Origin of the sequence: Kitasatospora sp. NPDC101183 (genome assembly GCF_044767945.1) — a bacterium.
Taxonomy (GTDB): domain Bacteria; phylum Actinomycetota; class Actinomycetes; order Streptomycetales; family Streptomycetaceae; genus Kitasatospora.
On the sequence record NZ_JBIWOW010000007.1, the window covers coordinates 303,724 to 329,034 of the forward strand.

22 protein-coding genes and 2 tRNA genes are annotated in these 25,311 nt (G+C 73.4%); 19 read left to right on the top strand and 5 right to left on the bottom strand.

The features are described from left to right. Window positions 1-74 precede the first annotated feature (74 nt). The 6 genes from metG to ACIRRS_RS12310 all read left to right on the top strand — a co-directional run bounded on the left by metG (window position 75) and on the right by ACIRRS_RS12310 (window position 7,001). Window positions 75-1,694, top strand: a complete 1,620-nt coding sequence (metG, locus tag ACIRRS_RS12285) for a methionine--tRNA ligase (protein WP_402968652.1) — start codon at window positions 75-77, stop codon at window positions 1,692-1,694. Window position 1,695: 1 nt separating this feature from the next. Further along, window positions 1,696-2,574 carry a TatD family hydrolase gene (locus ACIRRS_RS12290; RefSeq protein ID WP_402968655.1) on the top strand — a complete coding sequence of 293 codons (879 nt, stop codon included), beginning with the start codon at window positions 1,696-1,698 and terminating at the stop codon, window positions 2,572-2,574. A gap of 70 nt (window positions 2,575-2,644) precedes the next feature. Beyond that, on the top strand, window positions 2,645-3,244 hold the full coding sequence (locus ACIRRS_RS12295) for a Uma2 family endonuclease (RefSeq protein WP_402968657.1): 600 nt from the start codon (window positions 2,645-2,647) through the stop codon (window positions 3,242-3,244). Window positions 3,245-3,271: 27 nt separating this feature from the next. Further along, window positions 3,272-4,162 carry a 16S rRNA (adenine(1518)-N(6)/adenine(1519)-N(6))-dimethyltransferase RsmA gene (gene rsmA, locus ACIRRS_RS12300; protein ID WP_402968660.1) on the top strand — a complete coding sequence of 297 codons (891 nt, stop codon included), beginning with the start codon at window positions 3,272-3,274 and terminating at the stop codon, window positions 4,160-4,162. Next, complete coding sequence (locus tag ACIRRS_RS12305; RefSeq protein WP_402968662.1) at window positions 4,159-5,079, top strand: 4-(cytidine 5'-diphospho)-2-C-methyl-D-erythritol kinase; 921 nt, start codon at window positions 4,159-4,161, stop codon at window positions 5,077-5,079. The genes rsmA and ACIRRS_RS12305 overlap by 4 nt, the downstream gene beginning before the upstream one ends. Window positions 5,080-5,180: 101 nt before the next feature. After that, a complete protein-coding gene (locus ACIRRS_RS12310) occupies window positions 5,181-7,001 on the top strand; it encodes an ABC-F family ATP-binding cassette domain-containing protein (RefSeq protein WP_402968665.1) in 1,821 nt (606 codons plus the stop codon). On the opposite strand, the gene ACIRRS_RS12315 is transcribed toward ACIRRS_RS12310, so the two are convergent. After that, complete coding sequence (locus ACIRRS_RS12315; RefSeq protein ID WP_402968668.1) at window positions 6,998-8,881, bottom strand: FUSC family protein; 1,884 nt, start codon at window positions 8,879-8,881, stop codon at window positions 6,998-7,000. The two genes, ACIRRS_RS12310 and ACIRRS_RS12315, sit on opposite strands and share 4 nt — an antisense overlap. A 333-nt stretch (window positions 8,882-9,214) precedes the next feature. Between ACIRRS_RS12315 and ACIRRS_RS12320 the strand changes: the two genes are divergently transcribed. The 5 genes from ACIRRS_RS12320 to ACIRRS_RS12340 all read left to right on the top strand — a co-directional run bounded on the left by ACIRRS_RS12320 (window position 9,215) and on the right by ACIRRS_RS12340 (window position 15,510). Further along, window positions 9,215-9,745 (top strand): hypothetical protein, encoded by a 531-nt coding sequence (locus tag ACIRRS_RS12320; protein WP_402968671.1) that lies wholly within the window; start codon window positions 9,215-9,217, stop codon window positions 9,743-9,745. A 47-nt stretch (window positions 9,746-9,792) separates the two neighbouring features. After that, on the top strand, window positions 9,793-11,463 hold the full coding sequence (locus ACIRRS_RS12325; RefSeq protein ID WP_402968674.1) for a WXG100 family type VII secretion target: 1,671 nt from the start codon (window positions 9,793-9,795) through the stop codon (window positions 11,461-11,463). 97 nt (window positions 11,464-11,560) lie between these two features. Next, a complete protein-coding gene (gene mycP, locus ACIRRS_RS12330; RefSeq protein WP_402968677.1) occupies window positions 11,561-12,895 on the top strand; it encodes a type VII secretion-associated serine protease mycosin in 1,335 nt (444 codons plus the stop codon). A gap of 2 nt (window positions 12,896-12,897) precedes the next feature. Next, the gene (locus tag ACIRRS_RS12335; RefSeq protein ID WP_402968680.1) at window positions 12,898-14,094 is read left to right on the top strand and encodes a S8 family serine peptidase; all 1,197 of its coding nucleotides are present in this window, start codon (window positions 12,898-12,900) and stop codon (window positions 14,092-14,094) included. Between the two features lie 93 nt (window positions 14,095-14,187). After that, window positions 14,188-15,510 (top strand): MFS transporter, encoded by a 1,323-nt coding sequence (locus ACIRRS_RS12340; protein ID WP_402968683.1) that lies wholly within the window; start codon window positions 14,188-14,190, stop codon window positions 15,508-15,510. Window positions 15,511-15,539: 29 nt separating this feature from the next. Here the strand turns inward: ACIRRS_RS12340 and ACIRRS_RS12345 are convergent, their stop codons facing one another. After that, window positions 15,540-16,136 carry a flavodoxin family protein gene (locus tag ACIRRS_RS12345; RefSeq protein WP_402968686.1) on the bottom strand — a complete coding sequence of 199 codons (597 nt, stop codon included), beginning with the start codon at window positions 16,134-16,136 and terminating at the stop codon, window positions 15,540-15,542. Between the two features lie 158 nt (window positions 16,137-16,294). Between ACIRRS_RS12345 and ACIRRS_RS12350 the strand changes: the two genes are divergently transcribed. From ACIRRS_RS12350 to ACIRRS_RS12370, 5 genes are all read left to right on the top strand, one after another. Further along, on the top strand, window positions 16,295-16,738 hold the full coding sequence (locus ACIRRS_RS12350) for a winged helix-turn-helix transcriptional regulator (RefSeq protein WP_402968689.1): 444 nt from the start codon (window positions 16,295-16,297) through the stop codon (window positions 16,736-16,738). Window positions 16,739-16,886: 148 nt separating this feature from the next. Continuing rightward, window positions 16,887-16,962 (top strand) — tRNA-Thr (locus tag ACIRRS_RS12355). Window positions 16,963-17,122: 160 nt separating this feature from the next. Beyond that, window positions 17,123-17,791, top strand: coding sequence for a LuxR C-terminal-related transcriptional regulator (locus tag ACIRRS_RS12360; protein ID WP_402968692.1), 669 nt, complete (start codon window positions 17,123-17,125; stop codon window positions 17,789-17,791). Window positions 17,792-17,901: 110 nt separating this feature from the next. After that, complete coding sequence (gene galE, locus ACIRRS_RS12365) at window positions 17,902-18,864, top strand: UDP-glucose 4-epimerase GalE (protein ID WP_402968695.1); 963 nt, start codon at window positions 17,902-17,904, stop codon at window positions 18,862-18,864. A gap of 282 nt (window positions 18,865-19,146) precedes the next feature. Further along, window positions 19,147-20,082: a LuxR C-terminal-related transcriptional regulator gene (locus tag ACIRRS_RS12370; RefSeq protein WP_402968698.1), complete on the top strand. Its 936-nt coding sequence runs from the start codon at window positions 19,147-19,149 to the stop codon at window positions 20,080-20,082. Window positions 20,083-20,095: 13 nt separating this feature from the next. Here ACIRRS_RS12370 and ACIRRS_RS12375 read toward each other — a convergent pair whose 3' ends face one another. Beyond that, complete coding sequence (locus ACIRRS_RS12375) at window positions 20,096-20,593, bottom strand: MarR family winged helix-turn-helix transcriptional regulator (protein ID WP_402968701.1); 498 nt, start codon at window positions 20,591-20,593, stop codon at window positions 20,096-20,098. A gap of 111 nt (window positions 20,594-20,704) precedes the next feature. On the opposite strand from ACIRRS_RS12375, the gene ACIRRS_RS12380 reads away from it, so the two are divergent. Then, complete coding sequence (locus tag ACIRRS_RS12380) at window positions 20,705-21,496, top strand: methyltransferase domain-containing protein (RefSeq protein WP_402968704.1); 792 nt, start codon at window positions 20,705-20,707, stop codon at window positions 21,494-21,496. A gap of 4 nt (window positions 21,497-21,500) precedes the next feature. Here ACIRRS_RS12380 and ACIRRS_RS12385 read toward each other — a convergent pair whose 3' ends face one another. Continuing rightward, complete coding sequence (locus ACIRRS_RS12385) at window positions 21,501-22,103, bottom strand: TetR/AcrR family transcriptional regulator (protein WP_030259955.1); 603 nt, start codon at window positions 22,101-22,103, stop codon at window positions 21,501-21,503. A 197-nt stretch (window positions 22,104-22,300) separates the two neighbouring features. After that, window positions 22,301-23,323: an acyl-CoA desaturase gene (locus ACIRRS_RS12390; protein ID WP_402968707.1), complete on the bottom strand. Its 1,023-nt coding sequence runs from the start codon at window positions 23,321-23,323 to the stop codon at window positions 22,301-22,303. Window positions 23,324-23,603: 280 nt separating this feature from the next. Here ACIRRS_RS12390 and ACIRRS_RS12395 point away from each other — a divergent pair. Beyond that, window positions 23,604-23,674 (top strand) — tRNA-Gln (locus ACIRRS_RS12395). A gap of 154 nt (window positions 23,675-23,828) precedes the next feature. Beyond that, the gene (glmU, locus tag ACIRRS_RS12400) at window positions 23,829-25,280 is read left to right on the top strand and encodes a bifunctional UDP-N-acetylglucosamine diphosphorylase/glucosamine-1-phosphate N-acetyltransferase GlmU (protein WP_402968710.1); all 1,452 of its coding nucleotides are present in this window, start codon (window positions 23,829-23,831) and stop codon (window positions 25,278-25,280) included. Window positions 25,281-25,311 lie beyond the last annotated feature (31 nt).

The following is a 25,311-nucleotide window of genomic DNA, read 5'->3' on the forward strand; positions in this document are numbered from 1 at the left end:
CGCACGGGCGGGCCGTCCTCCCGCGGTCGATCGCGGTCGAGGGCGGTCCGCGCGCGCGACTAAGATTTCCGACCATGGCGGCCACTGCAGACCACAGCACCACCGGGGCCACCGCCCCGACGTACTACGTTTCCACCCCGATCTACTACGTCAACGATCGCCCGCACCTGGGCCACGCGTACACCACCGTGGCGGGCGACGTGCTCACCCGCTGGCACCGCCAGCGCGGCGAGCAGGTGTGGTACCTGACCGGCACCGACGAGCACGGTCAGAAGATCATGCGCACCGCCGAGGCCAACGGCGTCAGCCCGCAGGAGTGGTGCGACAAGCTGGTCGAGGAGGCGTGGAAGCCGCTCTGGCAGCACCTGGAGATCGCCAACGACGACTTCATCCGCACCACCGAGGAGCGGCACACCGCCCGGGTGCAGGAGTTCGTCCAGGACCTGTTCGACAAGGGCGAGATCTACAAGGGCGGCTACTCCGGCCCGTACTGCGTGGGCTGCGAGGAGTTCAAGCTCCCCTCCGAGCTGCTCGACGGCGCCACCGAGGACGAGAAGCTCTGCTCCGTGCACAAGCGGCCGGTCGAGTGGCTGGAGGAGGAGAACTACTTCTTCCGCCTCTCCGCGTACGGCGAGCGGCTGCTGGAGTTCTACGCAGCCAACCCCGACTTCATCCAGCCCGCCTCCGCCCGCAACGAGGTGCTGCGCTTCGTCGAGCAGGACCTCAAGGACCTCTCGATCTCCCGCTCCACCTTCAACTGGGGCGTCCCGCTGCCCTGGGACGAGAAGCACGTCCTGTACGTGTGGGTCGACGCGCTGCAGAACTACATCACCGCCGCCGGCTACGGCAGCGACCCGGAGCGCTTCAACCAGCTGTGGCCCGCCTCCGTCCACCTGGTCGGCAAGGACATCCTGCGCTTCCACGCCGTCATCTGGCCCGCCATGCTGATGGCCGCCGGGCTGCCGCTGCCCAAGCGGGTCGTCGCCAACGGCTGGCTGATGGTCGGCGGCGAGAAGATGTCCAAGTCCAACCTGACCGGCATCTCGCCCACCGACCTCACCTCGCACTTCGGCGTGGACGCGTACCGCTACTACTTCCTGCGGGCGATCCCGTTCGGCACGGACGGCTCGTTCTCCTGGGAGGACTTCACCGCCCGGTACACCTCCGAGCTCGCCAACGACTTCGGCAACCTGGCCTCCCGGGTCGCCGCGATGGTCGGCAAGTACTTCGGCGGGAAGCTGCCCGCCTCGGCCGCGCACGGTGATGCCGAGCAGGCGATCGCGGACGGGCTCCGTACGGCCGTCGCCACGGCCGACCGGAAGATCGGCGAGGAGCTGGACTTCGCGGGCGGCCTCGCGGCGATCTTCGAGTTCGTCAAGCAGGTCAACGGCTACCTCACCGAGCAGGAGCCGTGGAAGGTCGCCAAGGACGAGTCGCCCGAGGGGCAGGCCCGCCTGGCCACCATCCTCTACACCGCCGCCGAGGCGCTGCGCGGCACCGCCGTCCTGCTCAACCCGGTGATGCCGTCCACCGCCGAGAAGCTGTGGGACTCGCTGGGCGCCGCCGAGGGCCTGGGCGCGCTCGCCGCCCAGACCGTCGCCACCACCGCCGACTGGGGCCGGCTGCCCGCCGGGGCCACCGTCACCAAGGGCGAGATCCTCTTCCCCCGCCTCGAAGAGAAGCCGGCCGCCTGACATGCCCAAGAAGGACGACGACCGGTCGACCCCGCCGCCGCTGCCGGAGCCCCTGGCCGTGGCGGTGGCCGACTCGCACACCCACCTGGACATGCAGTCCGGCACCCCGGAGGAGGGCCTGGCCCGCGCCGCCTCCGTCGGGGTCACGACCGTCGTCCAGGTGGGGTGCGACGTGCCCGGATCGCGCTGGGCCGCTGAGCTGGCGGCCCGGTTCGAGCAGGTGCACGCGGCCGTCGCCCTCCACCCGAACGAGGCCCCGAGGATCTACCTCGGGGACCCGGACGGCTGGTCCGGGCAGCAGCGTCCGGCGGGTGGCGCCGCCGCGCTGGACGCGGCGCTCGCCGAGATCGACGCGCTGGCCGCCCTGCCGCAGGTGCGCGCCGTCGGCGAGACCGGCCTGGACTACTTCCGCACCGGGCCGGAGGGGGTGGAGATCCAGAAGGAGTCCTTCCGCCGGCACGTCGAGATGGCCAAGCGGCACGACAAGGCCCTGGTCATCCACGACCGCGACGCCCACGAGGACGTCATCGCCCTGCTGCTGGAGGAGGGCGCGCCCGAGCGCACCGTCTTCCACTGCTACTCCGGCGACGCCGAGATGGCCAAGGTCTGCGCCGAGCACGGCTGGTACCTGTCCTTCGCCGGGCCCGTCACCTTCAAGGCCAACCAGCCGCTGCGCGACGCCCTGATCGCGACCCCGCTCGACCGCGTCCTGGTCGAGACGGATGCCCCCTTCCTCACCCCCCACCCCTACCGGGGCCGCCCCAACGCCCCGTACCTGATCCCGGTCACGGTCCGCTCGATGGCGGCCACCCTGGGGCTGCACGAGGACGAGCTGTCGGCGGCCGTCGCGGCGAACACGGCCCGGGCCTTCGGGTACTGAGCCGGTCGAACGAACTTCTGATTCCGAAGGAACGGTTCGGCACTCCCGGCTGCTTTCTAGGCTGGCTAGCATGAGTGCAGTGAGGGAGGTGGCAATGACCGCCGAGCCGATCGACTGGAAGCTTCCGCCGTCCCAGGGCTGGACGTACGAGCAAGTCAGGGTCATGGACTTGCCGGCTGACTGGGAACTGGTGGACGGAGCCGTCGTGGTCCGAGGGCAGACAAAATGGTGGCACGACCAGGTACGTGACCAGCTGTTTGCGGAGCTGCGCGTCGCACGGGTCGCACCCTACGTAGTCAATGTCGAGCGCTGTGTATTGCTCGACGAATACAACGTGGCCAAGCCGGACGTAGCCGTGTTCGACAGGACTGGCCTCGATCTCTTCGAGCTGGAGTGCACGCCACCCGAGTCTGTAGTACTGGCCGTGGAAGTGGTCTCGCCTGGTTCCAAGGCCGCTGACCGTTTCCGCAAGCCGGGTCAGTACGCCGAGAAGGGCATCCCCTACTACTGGCGGGTCGAGCGCGGCCTCGACGACCTGCCGATCGTCCATGAGTTCCACCGGGACGAGGAGAAGGGCGTCTACCTGCCCGTCGCCCAGCACGAGGGCGTGCTCCGGACCGCAGTGCCCTACCCCGTGGAGATCGACCTCGCCGCGGTCGTCGAACTCTGAGTCCTTCCGCGCCGATATCCTTGGCGGGTGAGCACCACCGACCCCACCCCTGACAGCCACCTGCTGGGCGCCGCCGACATCCGGGAGCTGGCCGCCGCGTTCGGCGTGAAGCCGACCAAGCAGCGCGGGCAGAACTTCGTCATCGACGGCAACACCGTGCGCCGGATCGTCCGGGCCGCCGGGGTGACGGACCAGGACGCGGTGGTGGAGGTCGGGCCCGGGCTCGGCTCGCTGACGCTGGCGCTGCTGGAGGTGGCGCGGCACGTCACCGCCGTCGAGATCGATCCGGTGCTGGCGCGGCACCTGCCGGACACCGTGGCGGGGCGGATGCCCTCCAAGGCGGACTCCTTCGACCTGGTGTTCGGCGACGCCATGGAGGTCGCCGAGCTGCCCGGGCCGGCGCCCACCGCACTCGTCGCCAACCTGCCGTACAACGTGGCCGTGCCCGTCCTGCTGCACATGCTGGCGACCTTCCCCAGCATCGAGCGGACCCTGGTGATGGTGCAGAGCGAGGTCGCCGACCGGCTCGCCGCCAAGCCGGGCAACAAGGTGTACGGCGTCCCGTCGGTCAAGGCGAACTGGTACGCCGACGTCAAGCGGGCCGGCGCCATCGGGCGCAACGTCTTCTGGCCCGCCCCCAACGTGGACTCCGGGCTGGTCTCGCTGGTCCGCCGCGAGCCGCCGAGGACCACCGCCAGCCGTACGGAGGTGTTCGCGGTGGTCGACGCCGCGTTCGCCCAGCGGCGCAAGACCCTGCGGGCCGCCCTGGCCGGCTGGGCCGGCTCCGCCGCCGGTGCCGAGCAGGCGCTCGCGGCCGCCGGGATCGACCACAAGCTGCGCGGGGAGATGCTGACGGTGGAGCAGTTCGCCGCGATCGCCGAGCACAAGCCTGCCGCGCCTGTTAAGGACACTGTGTGATCACCGTACGGGTGCCGGCCAAGGTCAACGTCCAGCTCGGGGTCGGCGGTCTGCGCGCCGACGGGTTCCACGACCTGGCGAACGTCTTCTTCGCCGTCGCCCTGGGCGACGAGGTCACGGCCAGGGCTTCTTCGGAGGGCGTCACGCTGACCTGCTCCGGGCCCGACGCCGCCTCCGTCCCGCTGGACGGCACCAACCTCGCCGCCCGCGCCGCCTGGCTGCTCGCCGAGCACCACGGCCTCGCCGACCCCGGCGTGCACCTGCACATCGCCAAGGCCATCCCCGTCGCCGGCGGCATGGCCGGGGGCAGCGCGGACGGCGCCGCGGCGCTGGTCGCCTGCGACGCGCTGTGGGGCCTGGACACGCCGCTCGGGACGCTGCTGGAGCTGGCGGCCGAGCTGGGCTCGGACGTGCCGTTCGCGCTGCTCGGCGGCGTCGCGCTCGGGCGCGGACGCGGCGAGATCCTGGAGCCGCTGGCCGTCTCCGGCACCTTCCACTGGGTGTTCGCGGTGGCGGAGGGCGGCCTGTCCACCCCCGCCGTCTTCCGCGAGTGCGACCGGCTGCGCGAGGAGGCCGGGACGGGCTCCGGCGAGGCCGAGGTCCGCACCCCCGACGCCGACCCCGCGCTGCTGGCCGCCCTCGCCGAGGGCGACGCCGTCGCCCTGGCCGCCGCCCTCGCCAACGACCTGCAGCCCGCCGCGCTCTCGCTGCGCCCGGCGCTGGCCGCCACCCTGCGGGCCGGCACCGAGGCGGGGGCGCTCGGCGCGCTCGTCTCCGGCTCCGGACCGACCTGCGCCTTCCTGGCCAAGGACGCCGACGCGGCGGCCGCCGTCGCCGAGGCGCTGCGGGCCTCGGGCACCTGCCGGACCGCCCACGCCACGTACGGGCCGGTGCAGGGCGCCTCGCTCGTGGCGTAGGGCCGATCGGCGGGCGCATTAGGCTGGGGTGGTTCGGGTGTCCCCGAGCGGGGGCGGGCCGAGCCCGCCCCACGACCGCCGAACCCAGGAGCGCAGCACACGTGGCCGTCAACCTCGCCACCATCGAGTCCGTCACGAAGGTCTACGGCACCCGCGCCCTGCTGGACGGGGTCAGCCTCGGCGTCAGCGAGGGCGACCGGATCGGCGTGGTCGGGCGCAACGGCGACGGCAAGACCACCCTCATCCGGATGCTCGCCAAGCTGGAGGAGCCGGACGGCGGCCGGATCACCTGGAACGGCGGCCTCGAACCGTCCGTCCTCACCCAGCACGACTCCCTCGACCCCGAGGCCACCATCCGGCACGAGGTCATCGCCGGCCGCGCCGACCACGAGTGGCTGGGCGACGCCCGCATCCGCGACATCATCGAGGGTCTCTTCGGCGGCCTCGACCTGCCCGGCTTCGCGGACGGCCTCGACACCGTCATCGGCCCGCTCTCCGGCGGCGAGCGCCGCCGCATCGCCCTCGCCAAGCTGCTGCTCGGCTCGCCCGAGCTGATCATCCTCGACGAGCCCACCAACCACCTCGACGTCGAGGGCATCAACTGGCTCGCCCAGCACCTCCAGAAGCGCCGCTCCGCGCTCGTCTGCGTCACCCACGACCGCTGGTTCCTCGACCAGGTCTGCACCCGGATGTGGGACGTCCAGAGCGGCCAGGTGCACGAGTACGAGGGCGGCTACTCCGACTACGTCTTCGCCCGCGCCGAGCGCTCCCGGATCGAGGCCGTCGAGGAGCAGAAGCGCCAGAACCTGGCCCGCAAGGAGCTGGCCTGGCTGCGGCGCGGCGCCCCCGCCCGTACGTCGAAGCCGCGCTACCGCATCGAGGCCGCCAACGCGCTGATCGCGGACGTTCCGGAGCCGCGCGACAAGAGCGAGCTGATGAACTTCGCCAACGCGCGCCTGGGGAAGACGGTCTTCGAGCTGGAGGGCGTCACCGTCAAGGCCGGGCCGAAGCTGCTCCTGGAGAACCTCACCTGGCAGCTCGGCCCCGGCGACCGGATCGGGCTGCTCGGCGTCAACGGCGCCGGGAAGACCTCGCTGCTGCGGGCGATGCGGGACGCGTACGCGAGCGAGGGCGACGTCCAGCCGGACTCGGGCGTGATCAAGGTCGGCAAGACCGTGCGGCTGGCGTACCTGTCCCAGGAGGTCGCGGAGCTGGAGCCGTCGACCCGGGTGCTCCAGGCCGTCGAGCAGGTCCGCTCGCGGGTCGACCTCGGAAAGGGCCGGGAGATGAGCGCCGGGCAGCTGTGCGAGCAGTTCGGCTTCGGCAAGGACAAGCAGTGGACGCCGGTCGGCGACCTGTCCGGCGGCGAGCGCCGCCGCCTCCAGCTGCTGCGGCTGCTGATGGACGAGCCCAACGTGCTGTTCCTGGACGAGCCGACCAACGATTTGGACATCGAGACGCTCAACCAGCTGGAGGACCTGCTCGACGGGTGGCCCGGCTCGATGATCGTCATCAGCCACGACCGGTTCTTCATCGAGCGGACCACGGACGTGGTGCACGCGCTGCTCGGCGACCAGCGGATGCGGATGCTGCCGAACGGCGTCGACGAGTACCTGGAGCGGCGGGCGCGGATGGCCGCCGCGGTGGCTCCGGCCGCGCCCGTGGCCGCCCCCGTGGCGGCGGAGGCCCCGGCGGGGGCCGGGCTGTCCGGCGGGGACCTGCGGGCGGCGAAGAAGGAGATGCAGAAGCTGGAGCGGCAGATCGCCAAGCTGGACGAGAAGGAGTCCAAGCTCCACGCCCAACTCGCCGAGCACGCCGCCGACTTCTCCAAGGTCGCGGAGCTGGACGCGCAGCTGCGGGCCGTGCGGGACGAGAAGGAGGAGCTGGAGATGAGCTGGCTGGAGCTGGCCGAGCAGGTCTAGCTCTTCGTGAGGAGCAGCTCGAGCTCGTCCGCCGCACGGCCCAGCGCGCTGAGCGCGGGGTCGTGCGGGGCGGTCGGCCGGGCGGCGTCCCCCAGGGGCGGGCGGTGGGCGCGGGCGGCGGCCGTCAGCTCGTCCAGCGCCCGGCGGACCCGGTCGATCTCGGCCCCGTCCGGCGTCCGGCCGCCGTAGCGGATCTGCGCCGCGTACGCCGCCACCGCGCCGCCCAGGCGCTCCAGCGCGGCCGTCGCCGGAAGCCACTGCTCCGCCAGGCGGCCGGTGGGCGGCGGCTCGGACAGGCCCTGGCTCACCTCCCGGCGGGCGTCCGCGAGCGCGCGGTAGGCGGTGCGGCGCAGCCACACCTGGTGGGCCCCGGCGCCGCCTGCGGCCGCGTCCAGGTAGGCGCGCAGGGCGGTGGCCGCCGCGACCAGGCGGGGCTCGATCCGGTGGCGCGGGCGCTCCGGCCACAGCAGGTACCCGAAGAGCAGCACGATCGCGCTGGCGAGGGCCGTGTCCAGCACCCGGGGCCAGAACTCGGCGGCGCCGCTCTGGCCGCCGAGTTGCAGCAGGACCAGGGCCATCGGGGTCATCACCACGGTGTTCAGCCCGTAGTGCGCGGCCGTCGCGTACGGGAGCAGGGCGACGCAGGCGGCGGCCATCGCCGTCAGCGCCCACTCGTCGGTGGTCAGGGAGAGCAGCGCGGCCGTCACGGCCACCCCGAGCACCGTGCCGATCGAGCGGCTCACGGCGCGCAGGAACACCGAGCCGAGGTCCGGTTTGAGGACGAAGGCGATCGTCATGGGGACCCAGTAGCTCTTGCTCAGCGGGTAGTTGGCCGTCACGGCCGAGCCGACCGCGATGCACAGCGCCACCCGCAGCCCGTACCGGGCGGAGGCCGCCGACAGCAGGCGGGCGCGCAGGCGCCACGGGTCCGGCGGGGGAGCGGGGGCCGTGTCGAGGCGCGCCTCGCGCCCGGCGACGGTGTCGGCGGCGGCGCGCAGGGCGGCGTCCAGGGCCAGCCGGGCGGGGGTGTCGGGCCGCCAGTCGGGCACGTTCACGGCGCCGCCGCCCCCGCGGACGGCCCGCGCCAACTCGGCGGGGACGGCGGCCACCTCGGGCGGGACGGGGCGGCGCGCCCACAGCAGCCCGGTCGCCGCCTCGGTGGCGGCGAGGGCCGCCTCGTACGCCCGCTGGAGCGGCGCGGCCTTGCGCCCGTGGCCGGGCAGGAGGTCCTGCACCTGGTTCAGGCGGGCCGTCAGCACCTGGCGGGAGGCGGCGGCCTGCGACGTGCCCAGATCGGCCAGGGTACGGCCCAGCGCCTCGTACGCGGCGGCCAGCGCCCGGTGCCTCGGATCCGCCGCCGGGCGCTGCCAGGTCCGGGAGGGCAGGCCCAGCAGGACGACGAAGGCGGCGCCGGCCGGCAGCATCGGGGCCGCCGCCCACCACGGGTGCGGCAGCGGCATCCCGCTGCCCAGGGCCGCCGACACCAGCAGCAGCATCCCGGCGGCCGAACCGCGCGGGCCCGTCGCGCTCAGGGCGCCGGAGGCGAAGGCGGTGAGCGTGAGCGCGGCGCCGAGCGTGAGAGGGGAGGCGTGGGCGTGCTGGAGGGCCGTGCCGATCAGCATGCCGAGCGCCGAGGCGAGGACGGCGGAGGCGATCCGCACGGTGCGCAGGCGGATCGGCTCGACGCGGTCGTTCATCGTGGCGTGCATCGCGCCGAGGCCCGCGAAGACACCCAGGTCCAGGCGGTGGGTGAGCAGGCCGACGGTCAGCGGGACGGCCATGCCGACCGCGGCCCGCAGCATCAGGACCAGCGGGAGCGGCGGCCGGGCAGGGCGCGCGGCACGGGCCCACCAGGCGGTCGGGGCGGGGGTCGGGGGCACGGGAACACGTCCGTTCTGCGGCCTGGGGTCGCTGCTGTGCGACATTGCGCGGCAGATGGGGCGTACGCGGGCATTCTAGCCGGGGGCGGGGGAGGGCTCCGGCCGGGTGTTCGTGTCAAGTTCGTACCGATCGTGCACGCGCGGGCCAAGGGCCCTGCCGGTGCGACGGGGGTGGTGGCTACGATGACGGAGGCGCAATCCGCCCACAGGGCGGGCGGGTTCGGCCGAATCGGTGTGTGTTCGCTGTGTGGTGCGGGGCGGGCTCCGGGGCATCCGGGGTGAGCGCCCGTAACGGGGGAGGGGTGAACTGCTGTGTCGGGTGGAGACAACGCGGTGCCGGACAAGGGTCCGGCACCGAGCCAGCCGGGGGACACCCCGCCGGGGGCGCCCGTCGACGAGACGTACACGTTGCCGGGCATCGCCGTGGGGGTCGCCGGCCCGACCGCGAGCGAGGGGCAGACGTACGCGAGCGCTGCGGACCTGGTCAGCGCCTTCGGGAAGCAGGACGTCAAGGTCGAGATCGACACGCTCACCACGTTCGCGAAGAAGATCGAGCAGCTGCTGCTGGTGATGGACGGGTCCGCCGCCGCGCCGTACAAGGTCAAGGCGCAGAAGGTGGAGGGGCCGCACCTCGGCGCGGACTTCGACGAGGCGACGGCGCTGACCGGCGCGTACGACAAGGTGCACAAGGAACTCGCCAAGCTGCACAAGGACTTCGCCTCGCAGATCCAGGCGATGAAGGACTCGGTGGCGAAGTCGGCGGGCAACTACGCGTCCAACGAGGACCACACGACGACGCAGCAGAAGACGGTGGCGGCGAACGCGTCGGCGCCGCCGGTGGATTCGAAGCGGGCCGACAACTGACGGTGGCGTCGGAGTGAAGACGTACGGGGAGACGGGGAGTTAGGGCGTTGGCAGGCGAAACGAACTTTGCGGGCAAGTCCCACGACGAGCTCTACAAGATGGTCGAGTACACCCAGCCCGCCGTGGTGCTGAGCCGCAGTCAGCACCTCCAGTCGGCCGGCCGCGTGCTGAACGAGCTGAGCAACGCGCTCAAGTCGCACATCGGCAACGTCAACTGGGACGGGCAGGCGGGCGAGCAGTTCAAGACCTGGGCCGGGAACCTGCAGCAGTCCGCCGAGAAGCTGAGCGCCTACGCGGCGGACGCGGGCACGGCGATGCACCAGGCGGGCGAGGTCCTCAGCACCGTCAAGTCGGGGATGCCGAAGGTGCCGACCGATGCGCAGACCTGGGTGGCGGACCGCATCGCGCAGAAGCCGGACCCCGTGGTGGTCAAGAACATGGTCCGGTTCGTGACCACCCCGAACCCCGGTCCTCCGAGCGCGTCGGAGATCGACTCGGCGATGGCGGGCAAGACCTCGCCGTCCACGGGTCGTCCGTGGGTCTCCGAGACGATGGCCATGGCGGGCACGCGCGAGGTCTACATGGCGCACCAGGAAGCCATCCACCAGATGGAGAAGCTGGGGCAGGCGTACTCGGCGGCGACGACGGCGCTGAACGGGCTGGGCACCGATGTGGTGCTGCCGGGGACGCCCGGTGACGACGGTGCCAAGCACGATTCCACCACGGCCTCGGGAGGTGGCGGTGGGGGCTACGTGGGTTCGGGGGGCTCTCAGCGCCGTCCGCGATCGAGCGGAGGGAGTGGTGGCGGGAGCTACCGCGCGTCCGCTGCCAACTACACCGACCGCTCCGTCTCGTACCGCGACCCCGGGACGAACACCTGGGAGTCGACCTCGGGGAGTCCGGGGTCGCCGTCCTCGCACGGCGGCGGGCAGGTGCCGACGATTCCGCAGGACCCGGGCCACGACGGCTCGCCCTCATCGCCGTCGGTCCCGATCGACCACACGGGTACGGGCCTCGACAGCCTGCCGCCCACCTCGACGCTGCCCAACCCGACGATCCCCGGGAACGGCCCGTTCACTCCGGACGGTCCTGGTGGCACCCCCTACCCCGGCGGGCCCAGCACTCCCGGCAGCGGGCCGGGGATTCCGGGCGCCGGTCCCGGGTACCCGACGGGCGGTCAAGGGCCGGGGTTCCCGGTCGGGGGCGGGAGCAGCCCCATCCCGGTGAAGGGCGGCGGTTCGGGCACCGTACGGCCGGGTCCCTTCGGCGGCGGCCGGGGGCCGGGGAACCCCGCCACGCCCTCCCTGCCGACCGGCAAGGTGTTCGGCCTCAACGAGGCCGGTCCGCCCGGAGGCAGCCGTGGCGGGATGCCCATGGGTGGGATGCCCATGGGCATGGGTGGTCACGGCGGCGGGGGCAGCGGCGGTGGCTCCCGTGGTCGGGGGCTGACCTCCACCCCGGGCGGTGTGGTCGGCGGTCGCAAGGGGCCTGCCGCTGGTGGCGAGTTCACCCCGGGAGGCACGGGCCTGCGCAACCGCGCGGGAGCCGGAGCGGCCGAGGGCGGTGCGCGGGGACAGGGCGGAATGATGGCCCCGGGCATGGCCGGTCACGGCGGCCGGAGCGAGCGCGAGCGTCGCAAGCGCGCCGACTACCTGCACGAGGACGAGGAGACGTGGACCACGGGTACGCCGTACAGCAACCCGGACGTGGTTGAGTAAAGCGGCGTCATCTGCCCGGCCACTGGGCCCGCCCAGTGGCCGGGCAGGTTTGTTTGGGCTGGTCCCCGGTCGGCGAGAGATGGGCGAGGAGCTTGTGATGGGGTGGACGGACGCACGGGTGCGTTGGCGGACGGCGGCTGGAGCGATTCTGGCGGCGGCCGTGGTGGTCGGCCCGGTCGCCGGGCCGGCCGTCGCGGAGGACACCATCCGGCAGCAGCAGTGGCATTTGGAGTCGATGCACGCGCCGGAGATGTGGAAGACCAGCACGGGGCAGGGCGTCACCGTCGCGGTGATCGACGCCGGCTTCAACCTGGAACACCCTGATCTGGCGGGCCAGTTCCTCCCGGGCAAGGACTTCAGCGGCAGCACGGGTGGAGTGGGCGCGGACAGCAGCGGCCACGGCACGGGGATGGCCAGTCTGATCGCGGGGACCGGCAAGGGGAACGGGGGGACGGGCGCCCAGGGGCTGGCCCCGGGGGTGAAGATCCTGCCCTTGAAGTTCGACAACGGGTCGGTCGGACAGGGGGCGATGGTCTCCTCCACGTTCCTCGGCCAGATCGGCGAAGCCATCACGTACGCGGCCGATCAGGGCGCCAAGGTCATCAGCATCTCTCAGGGGATGAACGCGGTGGTCCCGCTGCCGGAGGAGGTGGACAAGCTCAAGGGCGTCATCGCGGCGGCGAGGGCCAAGGGCGTTCTCATCTTCGCGAGTGCCGGGAACGAGGGGCAGAAGGGGAACCCGGTCGAGTATCCGGGTGCCCTGCCGGGTGTGATCGCGGTCGGGGCGACCGATCAGTCCGGAACGGTGACGGACGAGTCCGAGCACGGGCCTCAGGTGACCTTCGTGGCGCCGGGGAACGACATGATCGCCGCCTGCACCTCGCCCACGGGGTACTGCAAGAGCCACGGCACCTCGGATTCGACGGCTCTGGCCTCGGCCGCCGCTGCGCTGGTGTGGTCGGTGCATCCGGAGTGGACGGGGAACCAGGTCCTCCGGGTCCTCCTCAACACGGCGGGCAAGCCGAAGGACGGGACCAGCCGCACGGACTACCTCGGATACGGCTCCGTACGGCCGCGGATCGCGTTGACGACTCCCGGTGACCCCGGTCCGGCGGATGTGTTCCCGCTCGCGGTCGAAACGGCCAAGCCGACGGCTCCCGCGCCGTCGGCGAGTGCGCCGGTGACCTCGGCGGTGGGGGCGCCGCCGCAGAGCGCGAGCGGCACACCGGCGGCGGCGCCCAAGGCCGACGCGTCGTCAGGCTCCGGCGGCAGCACCCTCCCGATCGTCGCGGGCGCGGCCGCCGCCCTGGTCGTCGTCGCCGGCGCGGTGTTCCTCCTGGCGCGTCGGCGGAAGGCCGCCGCCGTGCAGCCCGCCTCCTTCCCGCCCCCGCCGGGGTACCAGCCGCCGGTGCCGCCCCGGGAGCACCCGTAGGTGTGCGGGGGCTGATCGGGGTCGCGCTGGCGGCGGCCGTGGTGGTCGGCCCGGTCGCCGGGCCGGCCGCTGCCGAGGGCACCATCCGGCAGCAGCAGTGGCATCTGGAGGCGATGCACGCGCCGGAGATGTGGCGGACCACGAAGGGCCAGGGCATCGTCGTCGCGGTGGTCGACGGCGGCTTCGACCTCGAACACCCCGACCTGGTCGGGCAGTTCCTCCCCGGCAGGGACTTCAGTGGCAGTGCCGGCGGGGTCGGTACGTCCGGCGACGGGCACGGTACGGAGATGGCGAGCCTGATCGCGGGGACGGGCAAGGGCCTGGGCGGGACGGGGGCCAAGGGGCTGGCTCCGGGCGTGAGGATCCTCCCTCTGAAGATCAACAACGGGTCGGTCGGCGTCGGGCCCGTGACCTCCTCCGGCTTCCTCGGTCAGATCGGCGGGGCCATCACCTACGCGGTGGACCAGGGCGCCAGGGTCGTCAGCATCTCGCAGGGGATGAACGCGGCCGTGCCCCTGCCGGGGGAGGTGGCCGGGCTGAACGGCGTCATCGCTGCGGCCAGGGCGAGGGGCGTGCTGATCCTGGCCAGTGCCGGGAACTCGGCGCAGGAGGGCAATCCGGTCGAGTACCCCGGCGGTCTTCCCGGTGTGGTGGCCGTCGGGGCGTCCGATCGGTCCGGAGCGGCGACGGAGGAGTCCGCGTACGGGCCGCGGGTGGCCTTCGTGGCCCCGGGTCAGGACATGATCGACGCCTGTACCTCGCCGTCCGGCTACTGCAAGGGCCACGGCACCTCGCACGCGACCGCCGTGGCCTCGGCCTCGGCGGCGCTGGTGTGGTCGGCGCATCCGGAGTGGACGGCGAACCAGGTCCTGCGGGTGCTGATCAACACGGCCGACGGGCCGAAGGACGGTTCCGGCCGTACGGACCGTCTCGGGTACGGCTCCGTGCGGCCTTGGGTCGCCTTGGTGGCTCCCGGTGATCCCGGCCCGGCGGATGTTCCGCCGCTTCCGGTCGCGGAGGCCGCAACCCCCACCACCCCTTCCAGCACGCCGAGTTCGATGGCACCGGCCCCCAGCAGCTCGCCGAAGGCCGATGCGTCGCCGAGCTGCGGTGGGAGCGTCCTGCCGCTCGCCGCAGGCGTGGTGGTGGCCCTGGCCGCGGTGTTCGCCGTGCTGTGGCGGAGGCGGGCCGCGCAGTAGCCGGCACCGACGGGGCGCGGACCGCGGCGCGTGCGCCGGGGTCACCCGGGTGGGGGCTGGTGGTGGTCCGGAGGCGCTCGGGAGGGTGGTGGTATGAGTGCGGACGACGGGCAGGTGCGGCGGGCGGCAGCGGCGGCGCTGATCGGTACGGCGATCGAGTTCTACGACTTCTTCATCTACGGGACGGCGGCCGCGCTCGTGTTCGGCCCGGTGTTCTTCCCCGGGCTCGGCTCGGTGGGCGCCCTGTTGGCGGCGTTCTCGGTGTACGCGGTGGCGTTCCTGGCCCGGCCGTTGGGGGCGGTGGTGTTCGGCCACTTCGGGGACAGGGTGGGCCGGCGGGCGGTGCTGGTGGTGTCGCTGCTGTTGATGGGGGTGGCGACGGCGCTGGTGGGGGTGCTGCCGGGGTTCGCGGCCTGGGGGTGGTGGGCGCCGGCGCTGCTGGTGGTCCTGCGGGTGTGCCAGGGCGTGGGGTTGGGCGGGGAGTGGGGCGGGGCGGCGCTGCTGGTGGCGGAGAACGCTCCGGCGGGGCGGCGCGGGCGGTACGGGGGGTTCCTGCAGTTGGGGCCGACGCTCGGGTTCGTGCTGGCGAACGGGGTGTTCCTGGGGCTCCAACTCGGCCTGAGCGAGCGGGCGTTCCGGGACTGGGGCTGGCGGGTGCCGTTCCTGGCCTCGCTCGCCCTGGTGGCGGTGGGCCTGTTCGTGCGGCTGCGGCTGGAGGAGTCGCCGCTGTTCCGGGGGCAGCGGCACGGGCGCGCGGGGCTGCCGCTGGCGGAGGTGCTGCGCGGGCACTGGCGCACGGTGCTGGCCGGCTGCGGGGTGATCACCGTGGGGTACGCGCTGTTCTACCTGACCACGACGTACGCGCTGGCGTACGCCTCCGCGGGCCTCGGCCTGGAGAGCACGATGGTGCTGTCGGTGCTGCTGGTGGGTGCGCTGGGCATGGGCGGCACGGTGTGGCTGAGCGCCACCCGCAGCGACGGCTGGGGGCGCCGGCGCACGCTGGGGTGGGCGACGGTGGCGGCGGCCTCCTGGTCGCTGGCGCTGTTCCCGCTGCTGGAGACGGGGCGCGGACCGTGGGTGTTCACCTCGCTGGTCGGCGCGATGCTGGTGCTGGGGGCGATGTTCGGGCCGCTGGCGGCGTTCCTGCCGGAGCTGTTCCCGACCCGGGTGCGCTACACGGGCGCCGCGCTGACGTACAACCTGGGCGGCGTGATCGGCGGGGCGACGACGCCGCTGGTGGCGACCAGGCTGACCGGGACGTACGGGACGGCCCAGCCGGTGGGCTGGTACCTGGCGGGCCTCGGCGTGCTCGCGCTGGCCTGCCTGCGGCTGCTCCCGGAGACGGGCGGGGCGGACCTGCGCACGGCGGGCCGCCGGGCCCCCACCCTGGAGCTGGGGGCGGACCCGGCGGCCTGACACGGCCTCGGGAGGCCGGGCGGGGAGGCTCAGGCCGAGAGGGCGGCCCGGCCCGCGAGGAGGACGGCGGTGTGCCGGGCGACGCGGTCGCCGAGGTGCTCGGCGGTGGCGATGTCGGCCTTGTGGACGCCCTCCGGGCCCGCGTCGGTGGGCGAGGAGGCGGCGGCGCCGGTGAAGAAGCCGAGGCGGTTGAGGTCGTCCTCGCTGGCGGTGGTGGCGTTCCAGCCGGGCTTGAGGCCGAGGTTGACCCAGTTCATTCCGTGCTGGGCGGCGAGGGTCTGGAAGTAGCCGAGGGTGCCGGCCTTGTCGCCGCTCTTGGAGGCGGAGTTGGTGAAGCCGGCGGCGACCTTGTCCTTCCAGGCGTCGGTGAACCAGCGCTTGCTGGAGGCCTCGGCGAAGACGTGGAAGGCGCCGGAGGCGGTGCCCATGTAGGTGGGGGAGCCGAAGACGATCGCGTCGGCGGCGTCGAGCAGGGCCCACTGCTCCTCGGTGATGGTGTCGACGGCGATCGACACGACCTCGGCGCCGGCCGCGGCGGCACCGCGGGCGACGGCTTCGGCGATCACGGCGGTGTGGCCGTAGCCGGAGTGGTAGGCGAGGGCGACGGTCGGACGGACGGCGGTCATGCGGGCGCTCCTGGGTGATGGGAACCGTTGGGAACCGTGACGAGGACGGCGAGGAGGAGGGGCGGGGACACCGCCCCGCCTCCTTGGTCTCCAATATAGACCAGGTCTCCATTGGAGACCAAGGGTGGATCGGAGACCGGAGGACTACCCTGGTTCGCATGACGACGGCGCAAGGCGCCCGGGCCACCGCCGGCCGGGGCGAGACGAAGGAGACCGGCGAGCCGGAGATCGAGCGCGACGTGTTCGCCCAGCTCTGCCCCAGCCGGGCGGTGTTCGCCGAGCTGGCCGACAAGTGGTCGATGCTGATCCTGATGAGCCTGTTCGCCTGCGGCCCGCTGCGGTTCTCCGAACTCCAGCGCGGGGTCGGCGGGGTCAGCCGCAAGATGCTCACCCAGACGCTGCGCACCCTGGAGCGCGACGGCCTGGTGCGGCGCACGGTCTTCCCCGAGACGCCGCCGAGGGTGGTCTACGACCTGCTCCCGCTCGGCCGCGAGCTGGCCGAACTGCTCGAGCCCGTCGGCCGCTGGACGGAGCTGCGCACTGGGCGGATGCTCGCGGCCCGCGAGGAGTTCGACGCGGCGCACGCCCCGGAGGAGGGCTGAAGCTCGTTGCGGAAGGTTCGGGCCGGCGCCCTGTCGATCGGCGCACGCCTGTGACGAGGGCCGGGCCGGGGCGGGAACGATTTCCCATCCGGCCCGGCGGCCGTGTAAGGTCTTCCTTGTTCGACCGGCCCGGCGAAAAGCCCGGCAAGCCCCTATAGCTCAGTCGGTAGAGCGTCTCCATGGTAAGGAGAAGGTCTGCGGTTCGATTCCGCATGGGGGCTCCATACGAAGACCCCCGCCTCACGGCGGGGGTCTTCGGCGTTTCCCCGGCGGGGCCCCCTGCCGAGGTCTGGCAGGTCGGGTACGGAATGCGCTCTGATGGTGCGTCATCGGCCGCCCGCCCGAGGGGGCGCGGCGGGGGCCGGGCCCCGAGCTGGAGGCGTGATGGGCGTTCGACTCGTGGTGGTCGACGACCACCGGCTGTTGGCGGAGGCGCTGGCGACAGCGCTGCAGCTGCGCGGCCACCGTGTGCTGGCGGTCGGCACCCCGGCCGCGGTCGCGGCCGACCTGGTGGCGGGGCGGCGGCCCGAGGTGTGCCTGCTGGGGGTGGCGGCGCCGGGGGAGCCGGGGGCCTTCGACGGGCTGCGCCGGATCCGCCGGGAGCGCCCCGAGGTGGCGGTGGTCGTGCTCGGCCCGGTGGGCGAACTGTACGGCGTGGCAGGGGCGTTCGCGGCCGGAGCGTCCGGGTACGTGCCGAGCGACGAGCGGATCGAGGTCGTCGAGCGGGCGATCGGACGGGCCCGCGCGGGCGAGGCCGCCGTCGCCGTGGACGTGCTGCGCGGGGCCTTCGACCAGCTGCTGCGCCCGGCCGTCGAGCCGGACGACGAGGCCGTGCGGCTGCTGCGGCTGCTGACCCGCCGTGAGGTGCAGGTGCTGGCCCGGATCGCGGACGGCGAGGACACCGCGGCGATCGCCGCCGGGATGCGGATCGCCGCGAGCACCGCCCGTACGCACGTGCAGCGGGTGCTGATGAAGCTGGGCGCGCGCACCCGGCTGGAGGCGGCCGCGGTGGCGGCGCGCACCGGGCTGCTGGAGCGGATGGCCGGGAGCTGAGCGGGTGGTCCGGAGCACCTCGGCGGGCAGGGAGAATGGCCCCAGTCGTTCGCACTTCGTCGACGGCGTCGCCGACCGGGCGGGGCACGTCGCGCGCTGGAGGTCTTGACATGAGTAAGTACCTGGTCACGGGTGGCGCCGGCTACGTCGGCAGTGTGGTGGCCGCCCACCTGCTGGAGGCGGGACACCAGGTGACCGTCCTGGACGACCTCTCGACGGGCTTCCGCGAGGGCGTCCCGGCGGGTGCCGAGTTCGTCGAGGGGCGCATCCAGGAGGCCGGGAAGGTCCTGGACGGCTCCTTCGACGGCGTGCTCCACTTCGCCGCCTCCTCGCAGGTCGGCGAGTCGGTCGCGGATCCGGAGAAGTACTGGCGCAACAACGTGGCCGGCTCGCTGGAGCTGATCAGCGCGATGCGCGCGGCCGGCGTGCGCAAGCTGGTGTTCTCCTCCACCGCCGCCACCTACGGCGAGCCGGAGGCCGTGCCGATCGCCGAGACCGCCCGCACCGCGCCGACCAACACCTACGGCGCCACCAAGCTGGCCGTGGACCACCTGATCACCAGCGAGGCCGTCGCCCACGGCCTGGCCGCCGTCTCGCTGCGGTACTTCAACGTGGCCGGGGCGTACGGCGCCTATGGTGAGCGGCACGACCCCGAGTCGCACCTGATCCCGCTGGTCTTCCAGGCCGCGCTGGGGCAGCGTCCGCACATCGCGGTGTACGGCGACGACTACCCGACGCCGGACGGCACCTGCATCCGCGACTACATCCACGTCGCCGACCTGGCCGACGCCCACCTGCTGGCGCTGGCCGCCGCCAAGCCGGGCGAGCACCTGATCTGCAACCTGGGCAACGGCAGCGGCTTCTCGGTGCGCGAGGTCATCGAGTCGGTCAAGCGCGTGACCGGCCGGGACATCCCGGTGCAGGTCGCCGCCCGCCGCGCGGGCGACCCGGCCGTGCTGGTCGCCTCGGCCGCCCGCGCCCACGAGGCCCTCGGCTGGACGCCGCGCCGCCCGAACCTGGACGACATCGTGGCCGACGCCTGGAAGTTCACGCTGGAGAAGAACGGCCAGTAGCCGCACCGCCCGAGGGCGCCGCTCCCCGCTCGGGAGCGGCGCCCTCGGCGTTCCCGGTCTTCCCGGCGTTCCCGGCACCCTCGGCGTTCCCGGCACCCTCGGCGCTCCCGGTGTGCCCGGCGGGAACAACTCAGGCCTCTCCCGCCTCTCCTGACGAAACTTCACCAAACCGCCACGAGCGCCCTTTCCGGCCCGTACGCTGATGGCGGCACCGGTGGGGGAGACCGGCCCTCGGCCGGGAGGACGGTCGGCTCGGACGGTCTGAGCAGGGGGGAACTGAGGATGGGGCGGATTCGCGTCCTGGTGGTGGACGACCACCGGATCTTCGCCGAGGCACTGGCCGCGTCGCTCGCCGCCGAGCCCGACGTGGAGGTGGGCGCCGCCGGCAGCGCCGCCGCCGCCGAGCGGGCCCTGGAGCGGGCCGCCGGCGAGGGGCGGGCCTACGACGTGGTGCTGGTCGACGCCGACCTCGGCTCCCAGGGCGCCACCCCGGCACTGCCACCGACCGCGGGACAGCCGGGCCAACCGGCCCAGCCCGGGCCGTCGGCGGCCGCCCGCAGGCGCCCGGCCCCGGCGGTGCCGCAGCCCCGCCGCCCGGCCTCCCCGCCCGGCTGCGCCCCGTCGGCCGGCGGGCACCCGGGGGACGGGCTGCGCGCCCAGCCCTCGCGGCTCGACGCCCACCGGGCGGAGCAGCTCCGGCCCGCGGGCCCGGCGCCGGACGGCATCGTCCTGCTCGGCCGGCTGCGCCGGGCCCACCCGGGGCTGCGGGCCGTCGTCCTGGCCGCCGCCGACGATCCGCACCGGGCCGCCCGCGCCCTGCACGCCGGGGCCACCGGCTGGGTGGCGAAGGAGAGTTCACTGGCCCGGTTGCTGGCCGTGGTCCGGGGCGTGCTGCGGGACGAGACGCACCTGCCGCCCGCGCTGCTGACCGGGGTGATCCGCGAGCTGACCACCGCCCGGCGCGACCGCACCGAGAGCGAGCGGCTGGTGGACACCCTGACCCCGCGCGAGAAGCAGATCCTGCGTTGCATGGTCGCGGGCCTGGGCCGCCAGGCCGTCGCCGAGCGGCTCTACCTGTCGCCGCACACCGTCCGCACCCACATGCAGAACGTGCTGGGCAAGCTGGGCGTGCACTCCACGCTGGCCGCCGTAGCGGTGGCCCGCCGGGCCGGCGTCAGCCCGGCCGAGCCGGCCGCGTCCGCGGCGACGCCGGGCTGAGCGAACGCCCCGGTCAGCCGGGGAAGTTGTCGAACGGCGCGACCAGCTGCCGCAGCAGGTCGGCGAGTTCGTCCTGCTGCCCCGAGGTGAGCTGGGAGAGCAGCTCGCGCTCGTGGACGAGCAGCCCGGCGAGCGCCTGGTCGGCGCGGTCGCGGCCGTCGTCGGTGAGCCGGACGAGGACGCCGCGGCGGTCGTCCGGGTCGGGCAGCCGCTTGACGAGGCCCTTGCCGGTGAGCCGGTCGATCCGGTTGGTCATGGTGCCGGAGGTGACCAGGGTCTGGGTGAGCAGCTGGCCGGGGGAGAGCTGGTACGGGGAGCCGGCCCGCCGCAGGGCGGTCAGCACGTCGAACTCCCAGGGCTCCAGGCCGTGCTCGGCGAAGGCGGTGCGGCGCGCGCGGTCCAGGTGCCGGGCCAGCCGGCTGACCCGGCTGAGTACCTCGAGCGGCTCCACGTCGAGGTCGGGGCGCTCCCGGCGCCACGCTGCGACCAGCCTGTCGACCTCGTCCTCCATGACGATCAGTGTATCGGTGGATGTGTCGATGTGAAGTCTCTTGACATCGAGAAATGTGCCAGCAAGGCTACCGATGGATATCTTGATATCGAGATACATGAGAGGTGCGCGATGACCGCCCCCGTCTGGGACCCGGCGCAGTACCTGCGCTTCGCCGACGAACGCAACCGTCCGCTGCGCGATCTGCTCGCCCGCGTCCCCGCCCTTCCGCACCCGGGTGCCGAGGTGGTCCTCGACATCGGCTGCGGGCCCGGCAACTCCACCGCCGCCCTGCGGGAGCGCTGGCCGCACGCCCACCTGACCGGCGTGGACTCCTCCGCCGCCATGCTCGACACCGCCCGGGCGGAGGGCGAGCCCGGCGCCGAGTACCTGCTGGCGGACGCCCGCGACTACGACCCGGCCCCGGCCGGGCCGGACCTGGTCTTCTCCAACGCCCTGCTCCAGTGGGTGGACGGCCACCTCTCCGTGCTGACGCGCTGGGCGGACGCCCTCGAACCGGGCGGGGTCGTCGCCTTCCAGGTGCCGGGCAACTTCGAGGCCCCCAGCCACACCCTGCTCGCGGACCTGCGTCGAAGCGCCCGCTGGCGGGACGCGCTCGGCGCGGAGGCCGTGCGCGCCGGAGTGCACCGGCCCGAGCGCTACCTCGACGCCCTCGTGGGCGCCGGCTGCCGGGCCGACGTCTGGGAGACCACCTACAGCACCCTGCTCCCGGGGCCGGACCCCGTCCTGGAGTGGGTCAAGGGCACCGCGCTGCGGCCCGTCCTCACCCGCCTCGCGGACCCGGCCGACCGGGCCGCCTTCCTCGCCGAGTACGGGCGGCTGCTGCGCGAGGCCTACCCGGCCGGGGAGCACGGCACGGTGTTCCCGTTCCGGCGGATCTTCGCCGTGGGAGTGAAGGGGTAGGGGCTCAGCCCTTGCGGTCGCCGACCAGCCGCGGGTGCCGCTCCAGGCCCTCCAGCCCGTGCCAGGCCAGGTTCACCAGGTGCGCCGCCACCGTCGCCTTGTCCGGCTTGCGGACCTCCAGCCACCACTGGCCGGTCAGGGCGACCATCCCGACGAGCATCTGCGAGTACATCGGCGCCAGCCGGGCGTCGAAGCCCCGGGACTTGAACTCCAGGCCGAGGATGTCCTCGACCTGGGTGGCGATGTCGCTGATCAGCGAGGCGAAGGTGCCGGTCGACTGGGCCACCGGCGAGTCCCGGACGAGGATGCGGAAGCCGTCCGTCGAGGTGTCGATGTAGTCCATCAGCGCGAAGGCCGCCTGCTCCAGCAGCTCCCGGGAGTGCCCGCCGGTCAGCGCGCCGGTGACCATGTCCAGCAGCAGCTGCATCTCGCGGTCCACGACGACCGCGTACAGGCCCTCCTTGCCGCCGAAGTGCTCGTACACCACCGGCTTGGACACCCCGGCGCGCTCGGCGATCTCCTCCACCGAGGTGCCGTCGTAGCCGCGCTCGGCGAAGACCGTCCGGCCGATCTCCAGCAGCTGCTCCCGCCGCTGCTTGCCCGTCATCCGGACCCGCCCGCCGCGGCGGCGCGGGGTCGCGGCGCCGCCCCGCTCGGTGGTCCCGTCGACGGCTCCCGCCGGTGCAGCGGCGCGCGGACGGGCGGGCGCCGCATCGGGCGCCGCGTCCGTCCGCGTGCTGTGGTGACCGCCTCTGCTGTCTGCGCTGCTCCCGTTCACCCCTACATCATGCTGGAAGCGTCGCCTCATGCGGCGCGGCGGGCGGCGATCCGTTGCGCGTCCGGCCAGCGGACGTCCCGGACCCAGCCGGCCAGCTCGAACCAGCGGATCAGCCGGGCCGAGGAGTCGATCTGCCCGCGCAGCACCCCGTGGCGGGCGGCGGTCGGGTCGGCGTGGTGCAGGTTGTGCCAGGACTCGCCGCAGGAGAGGACGGCGAGCCACCAGACGTTGCCGGAGCGGTCCCGGGAGCGGAAGGGGCGCCGGCCGACGGCGTGGCAGATCGAGTTGATCGACCAGGTGACGTGGTGCAGCAGCGCCACGCGCACCAGCGAGCCCCAGAAGAAGGCGGAGGCCGCGCCCTCCCAGGAGAGCGTCACCAGGCCGCCGACCAGCGCGGGCAGCAGCAGGGAGAGGAGGGTCCAGAGCCAGAACGTCCGGGAGATCCGCCGCATGGCCGGGTCCTGGACGAGGTCGGGGGCGTACTTGGCCTGCGAGGTCTGCTCCTCGTCGAACATCCAGCCCATGTGGGCCCACCACAGGCCCTTCATCAGCGCCGGGATGCTCTCGCCGTAGCGCCAGGGGGAGTGCGGGTCGCCGTCCTTGTCGCTGAAGCGGTGGTGGCGCCGGTGGTCGGCGACCCAGCGCACCAGCGGGCCCTCGACGGCGAGGCTGCCGGCGATGGCCAGGGCCAGGCGCATCGGGCGGTTGGCCTTGAAGGCGCCGTGGGTGAAGTAGCGGTGGTAGCCCACGGTGACGCCGTGGCAGGTGAGGAAGTACATGGCGACGGTGATCGCGACGTCCGTCCAGCCGAGCCCCCAGCCCCAGGCCACCGGGGCTGCGGCGACCAGGGCGGCGAAGGGCACGAGGATGAACAGGACGAGCGCGAGCCGTTCGGCGAAGCCCTGCCGCTCCCCGCCGCGGGTGGCGGACAGCCGGGTGGCGTCCGCGGCCTCGGCGGTGTCGGTGGCGTCGTCCACGGCGGTCTCGTCGGTGGTGGGGGTGGAGTGCGCGGCGGTCCCCGCGCGCGCCTCGCCGGCCTGGATGGTCATGGGCGTCCCTTTGCGGCGTCCCGGTACGGGAGAGGAGCGGAGCCTACGTTGGCGTAACCTACGGCATCGTAGGTTGCGCTCCGTGGTCGAGGGAACACACCGCCGCGCGGCGCTTGAGTGAATTCACCCGACTGGATGGATGAACCCCCGTGTCGGTTCGGCGCGGCGGGGTTCGCACAGGATCGGGCGGGGCGGTTGGCGGCGGGTGGTAGATGTGAGGCTTCTCAAGCCGTAGTCTTGGGCCAGCGCGCCGCCGGGAGTCCTGAGGGCGGCTGTGCGGTCCCGGATCGTCTAAGGGCAGGACAGCTGGTTTTGGTCCAGCTTATGGGGGTTCGAATCCTCCTCCGGGAGCACTCCGAACGGCCACGGGCGAGTGTCCGCGCGTCGAGGGCCCGGCGTTCGAGCCGGCAGCCTCGCACTATCCTCGAATGGCCAGGGCATCTGTGCGGATTCGCGCCCCTGACCGATCCGCCCTCGCTGTGAACCGATAGAGGAGCCTCCCCGCATGGCCAAGTCGCTTGCCGCCGTTGTCGTGCTCGCCGCCGGTGGCGGGACCCGGATGAAGTCCAACAAGCTGCCCAAGGTGTTGCACGAGGTGTGCGGGCGCTCGTTGGTGGGTCATGCCGTCTCGGCCGCCGGTGAGCTGAGCCCCGGTCAGCTGGTCGTGGTCGTCGGGCACCAGCGCGAGCAGGTCCAGGCGCACCTGGCCGAGCGCCACCCCGAGGCCCGCCCGGTGGTGCAGGAGGAGCAGAACGGCACCGGCCACGCCGTCCGTACGGCCCTGGAGGCGCTCGCCGAGGACGGCGTCGTGCTGGACGGCACCGTGATCGTCACCTTCGGGGACGCCCCGCTGCTCACCGGCGACACGCTGCGCCGCCTGGCCAGGGCGCACGAGGCGCAGGACAACGGCGTCACCGTGCTGACCGCCGTCGTCCCGGACCCGTACGGCTACGGCCGCATCCTGCGGGACGAGGACGGCAGCGTCGCCGCGATCGTCGAGGAGCGGGACGCCAGCGACACCCAGCGCGCGATCACCGAGATCAACTCCGGCGTCTTCGCCTTCGACGCCAAGCTCCTCGTCGAGGCGCTGGCCGAGCTCACCACGGACAACTCGCAGGGCGAGGAGTACCTGACCGACACCCTGGAGATCCTGCGCACGTCCGGCCACCGGGTCGGCGCCGTCGTCGCCGAGGACTACCGGGACACCCTGGGCATCAACGACCGGGTCCAGCTGGCCCAGGCCCGCCGGCTGCTCAACGACCGGCTGCTGGAGCAGGCGATGCGCGCCGGCGTGACCGTCGTCGACCCGGCGAGCACCTGGCTCGACGTGCAGGTGACGTACGAGCCCGACGCCGTCGTGCTGCCGAACACCCAGCTGCAGGGCGCCACCCACCTGGGCGAGGGCTGCGAGGTGGGCCCGAACTCCACCCTGACCGACACCCTGGTCGGCGCCGGCGCCCGTGTGAGCAACACCACGGCGGTGAGCGCCGAGATCGGCGAGCTGGCCGTCACCGGCCCGTACGCCTACCTGCGCCCGGGGGCGAAGCTGGCCCGCAAGGCGAAGGTCGGCACCTACGTCGAGGTGAAGAACTCCGAGCTGGGCGAGGGCGCCAAGGTGCCGCACCTCTCCTACATCGGGGACGCCACCATCGGCGAGGGCACCAACGTCGGCGCGGCCTCGGTCACCGTCAACTACGACGGCATCAACAAGCACCGCACGGTCATCGGCGCCCACTGCCGGACGGGTTCGGACAACATGTTCATCGCCCCGGTCACGATCGGTGACGGCGCCTACACCGCGGCCGGCTCGGTCATCACCAACGACGTGGCGCCGGGCTCGCTGGGCGTGAGCCGGGCGCAGCAGCGCAACATCGACGGCTGGGTGGAGCGCAAGCGCCCCGGGACGGCATCGGCGCAGGCCGCGAAGGCCGCGGCGGACGAGGCCGCGGGAGCCTGACGGACCCGGCGGTTCGCCGAGGGAAGGTCCC

What these genes read in the sequence shown, in the direction of transcription:
- metG (WP_402968652.1), top strand. Translation starts at nt 75, where the DNA reads ATGGCGGCCACTGCAGACCACAGCACCACCGGGGCCACCGCCCCGACG.
- ACIRRS_RS12340 (WP_402968683.1), top strand. Translation starts at nt 14,188, where the DNA reads ATGAGTGCGGACGACGGGCAGGTGCGGCGGGCGGCAGCGGCGGCGCTG.
- ACIRRS_RS12295 (WP_402968657.1), top strand. Translation starts at nt 2,645, where the DNA reads ATGAGTGCAGTGAGGGAGGTGGCAATGACCGCCGAGCCGATCGACTGG.
- ACIRRS_RS12345 (WP_402968686.1), bottom strand. Translation starts at nt 16,136, where the DNA reads ATGACCGCCGTCCGTCCGACCGTCGCCCTCGCCTACCACTCCGGCTAC.
- ACIRRS_RS12380 (WP_402968704.1), top strand. Translation starts at nt 20,705, where the DNA reads ATGACCGCCCCCGTCTGGGACCCGGCGCAGTACCTGCGCTTCGCCGAC.
- ACIRRS_RS12290 (WP_402968655.1), top strand. Translation starts at nt 1,696, where the DNA reads ATGCCCAAGAAGGACGACGACCGGTCGACCCCGCCGCCGCTGCCGGAG.
- glmU (WP_402968710.1), top strand. Translation starts at nt 23,829, where the DNA reads ATGGCCAAGTCGCTTGCCGCCGTTGTCGTGCTCGCCGCCGGTGGCGGG.
- ACIRRS_RS12350 (WP_402968689.1), top strand. Translation starts at nt 16,295, where the DNA reads ATGACGACGGCGCAAGGCGCCCGGGCCACCGCCGGCCGGGGCGAGACG.
- ACIRRS_RS12360 (WP_402968692.1), top strand. Translation starts at nt 17,123, where the DNA reads ATGGGCGTTCGACTCGTGGTGGTCGACGACCACCGGCTGTTGGCGGAG.
- ACIRRS_RS12370 (WP_402968698.1), top strand. Translation starts at nt 19,147, where the DNA reads ATGGGGCGGATTCGCGTCCTGGTGGTGGACGACCACCGGATCTTCGCC.
- galE (WP_402968695.1), top strand. Translation starts at nt 17,902, where the DNA reads ATGAGTAAGTACCTGGTCACGGGTGGCGCCGGCTACGTCGGCAGTGTG.
- ACIRRS_RS12375 (WP_402968701.1), bottom strand. Translation starts at nt 20,593, where the DNA reads ATGGAGGACGAGGTCGACAGGCTGGTCGCAGCGTGGCGCCGGGAGCGC.
- ACIRRS_RS12390 (WP_402968707.1), bottom strand. Translation starts at nt 23,323, where the DNA reads ATGACCATCCAGGCCGGCGAGGCGCGCGCGGGGACCGCCGCGCACTCC.
- ACIRRS_RS12385 (WP_030259955.1), bottom strand. Translation starts at nt 22,103, where the DNA reads ATGACGGGCAAGCAGCGGCGGGAGCAGCTGCTGGAGATCGGCCGGACG.
- mycP (WP_402968677.1), top strand. Translation starts at nt 11,561, where the DNA reads ATGGGGTGGACGGACGCACGGGTGCGTTGGCGGACGGCGGCTGGAGCG.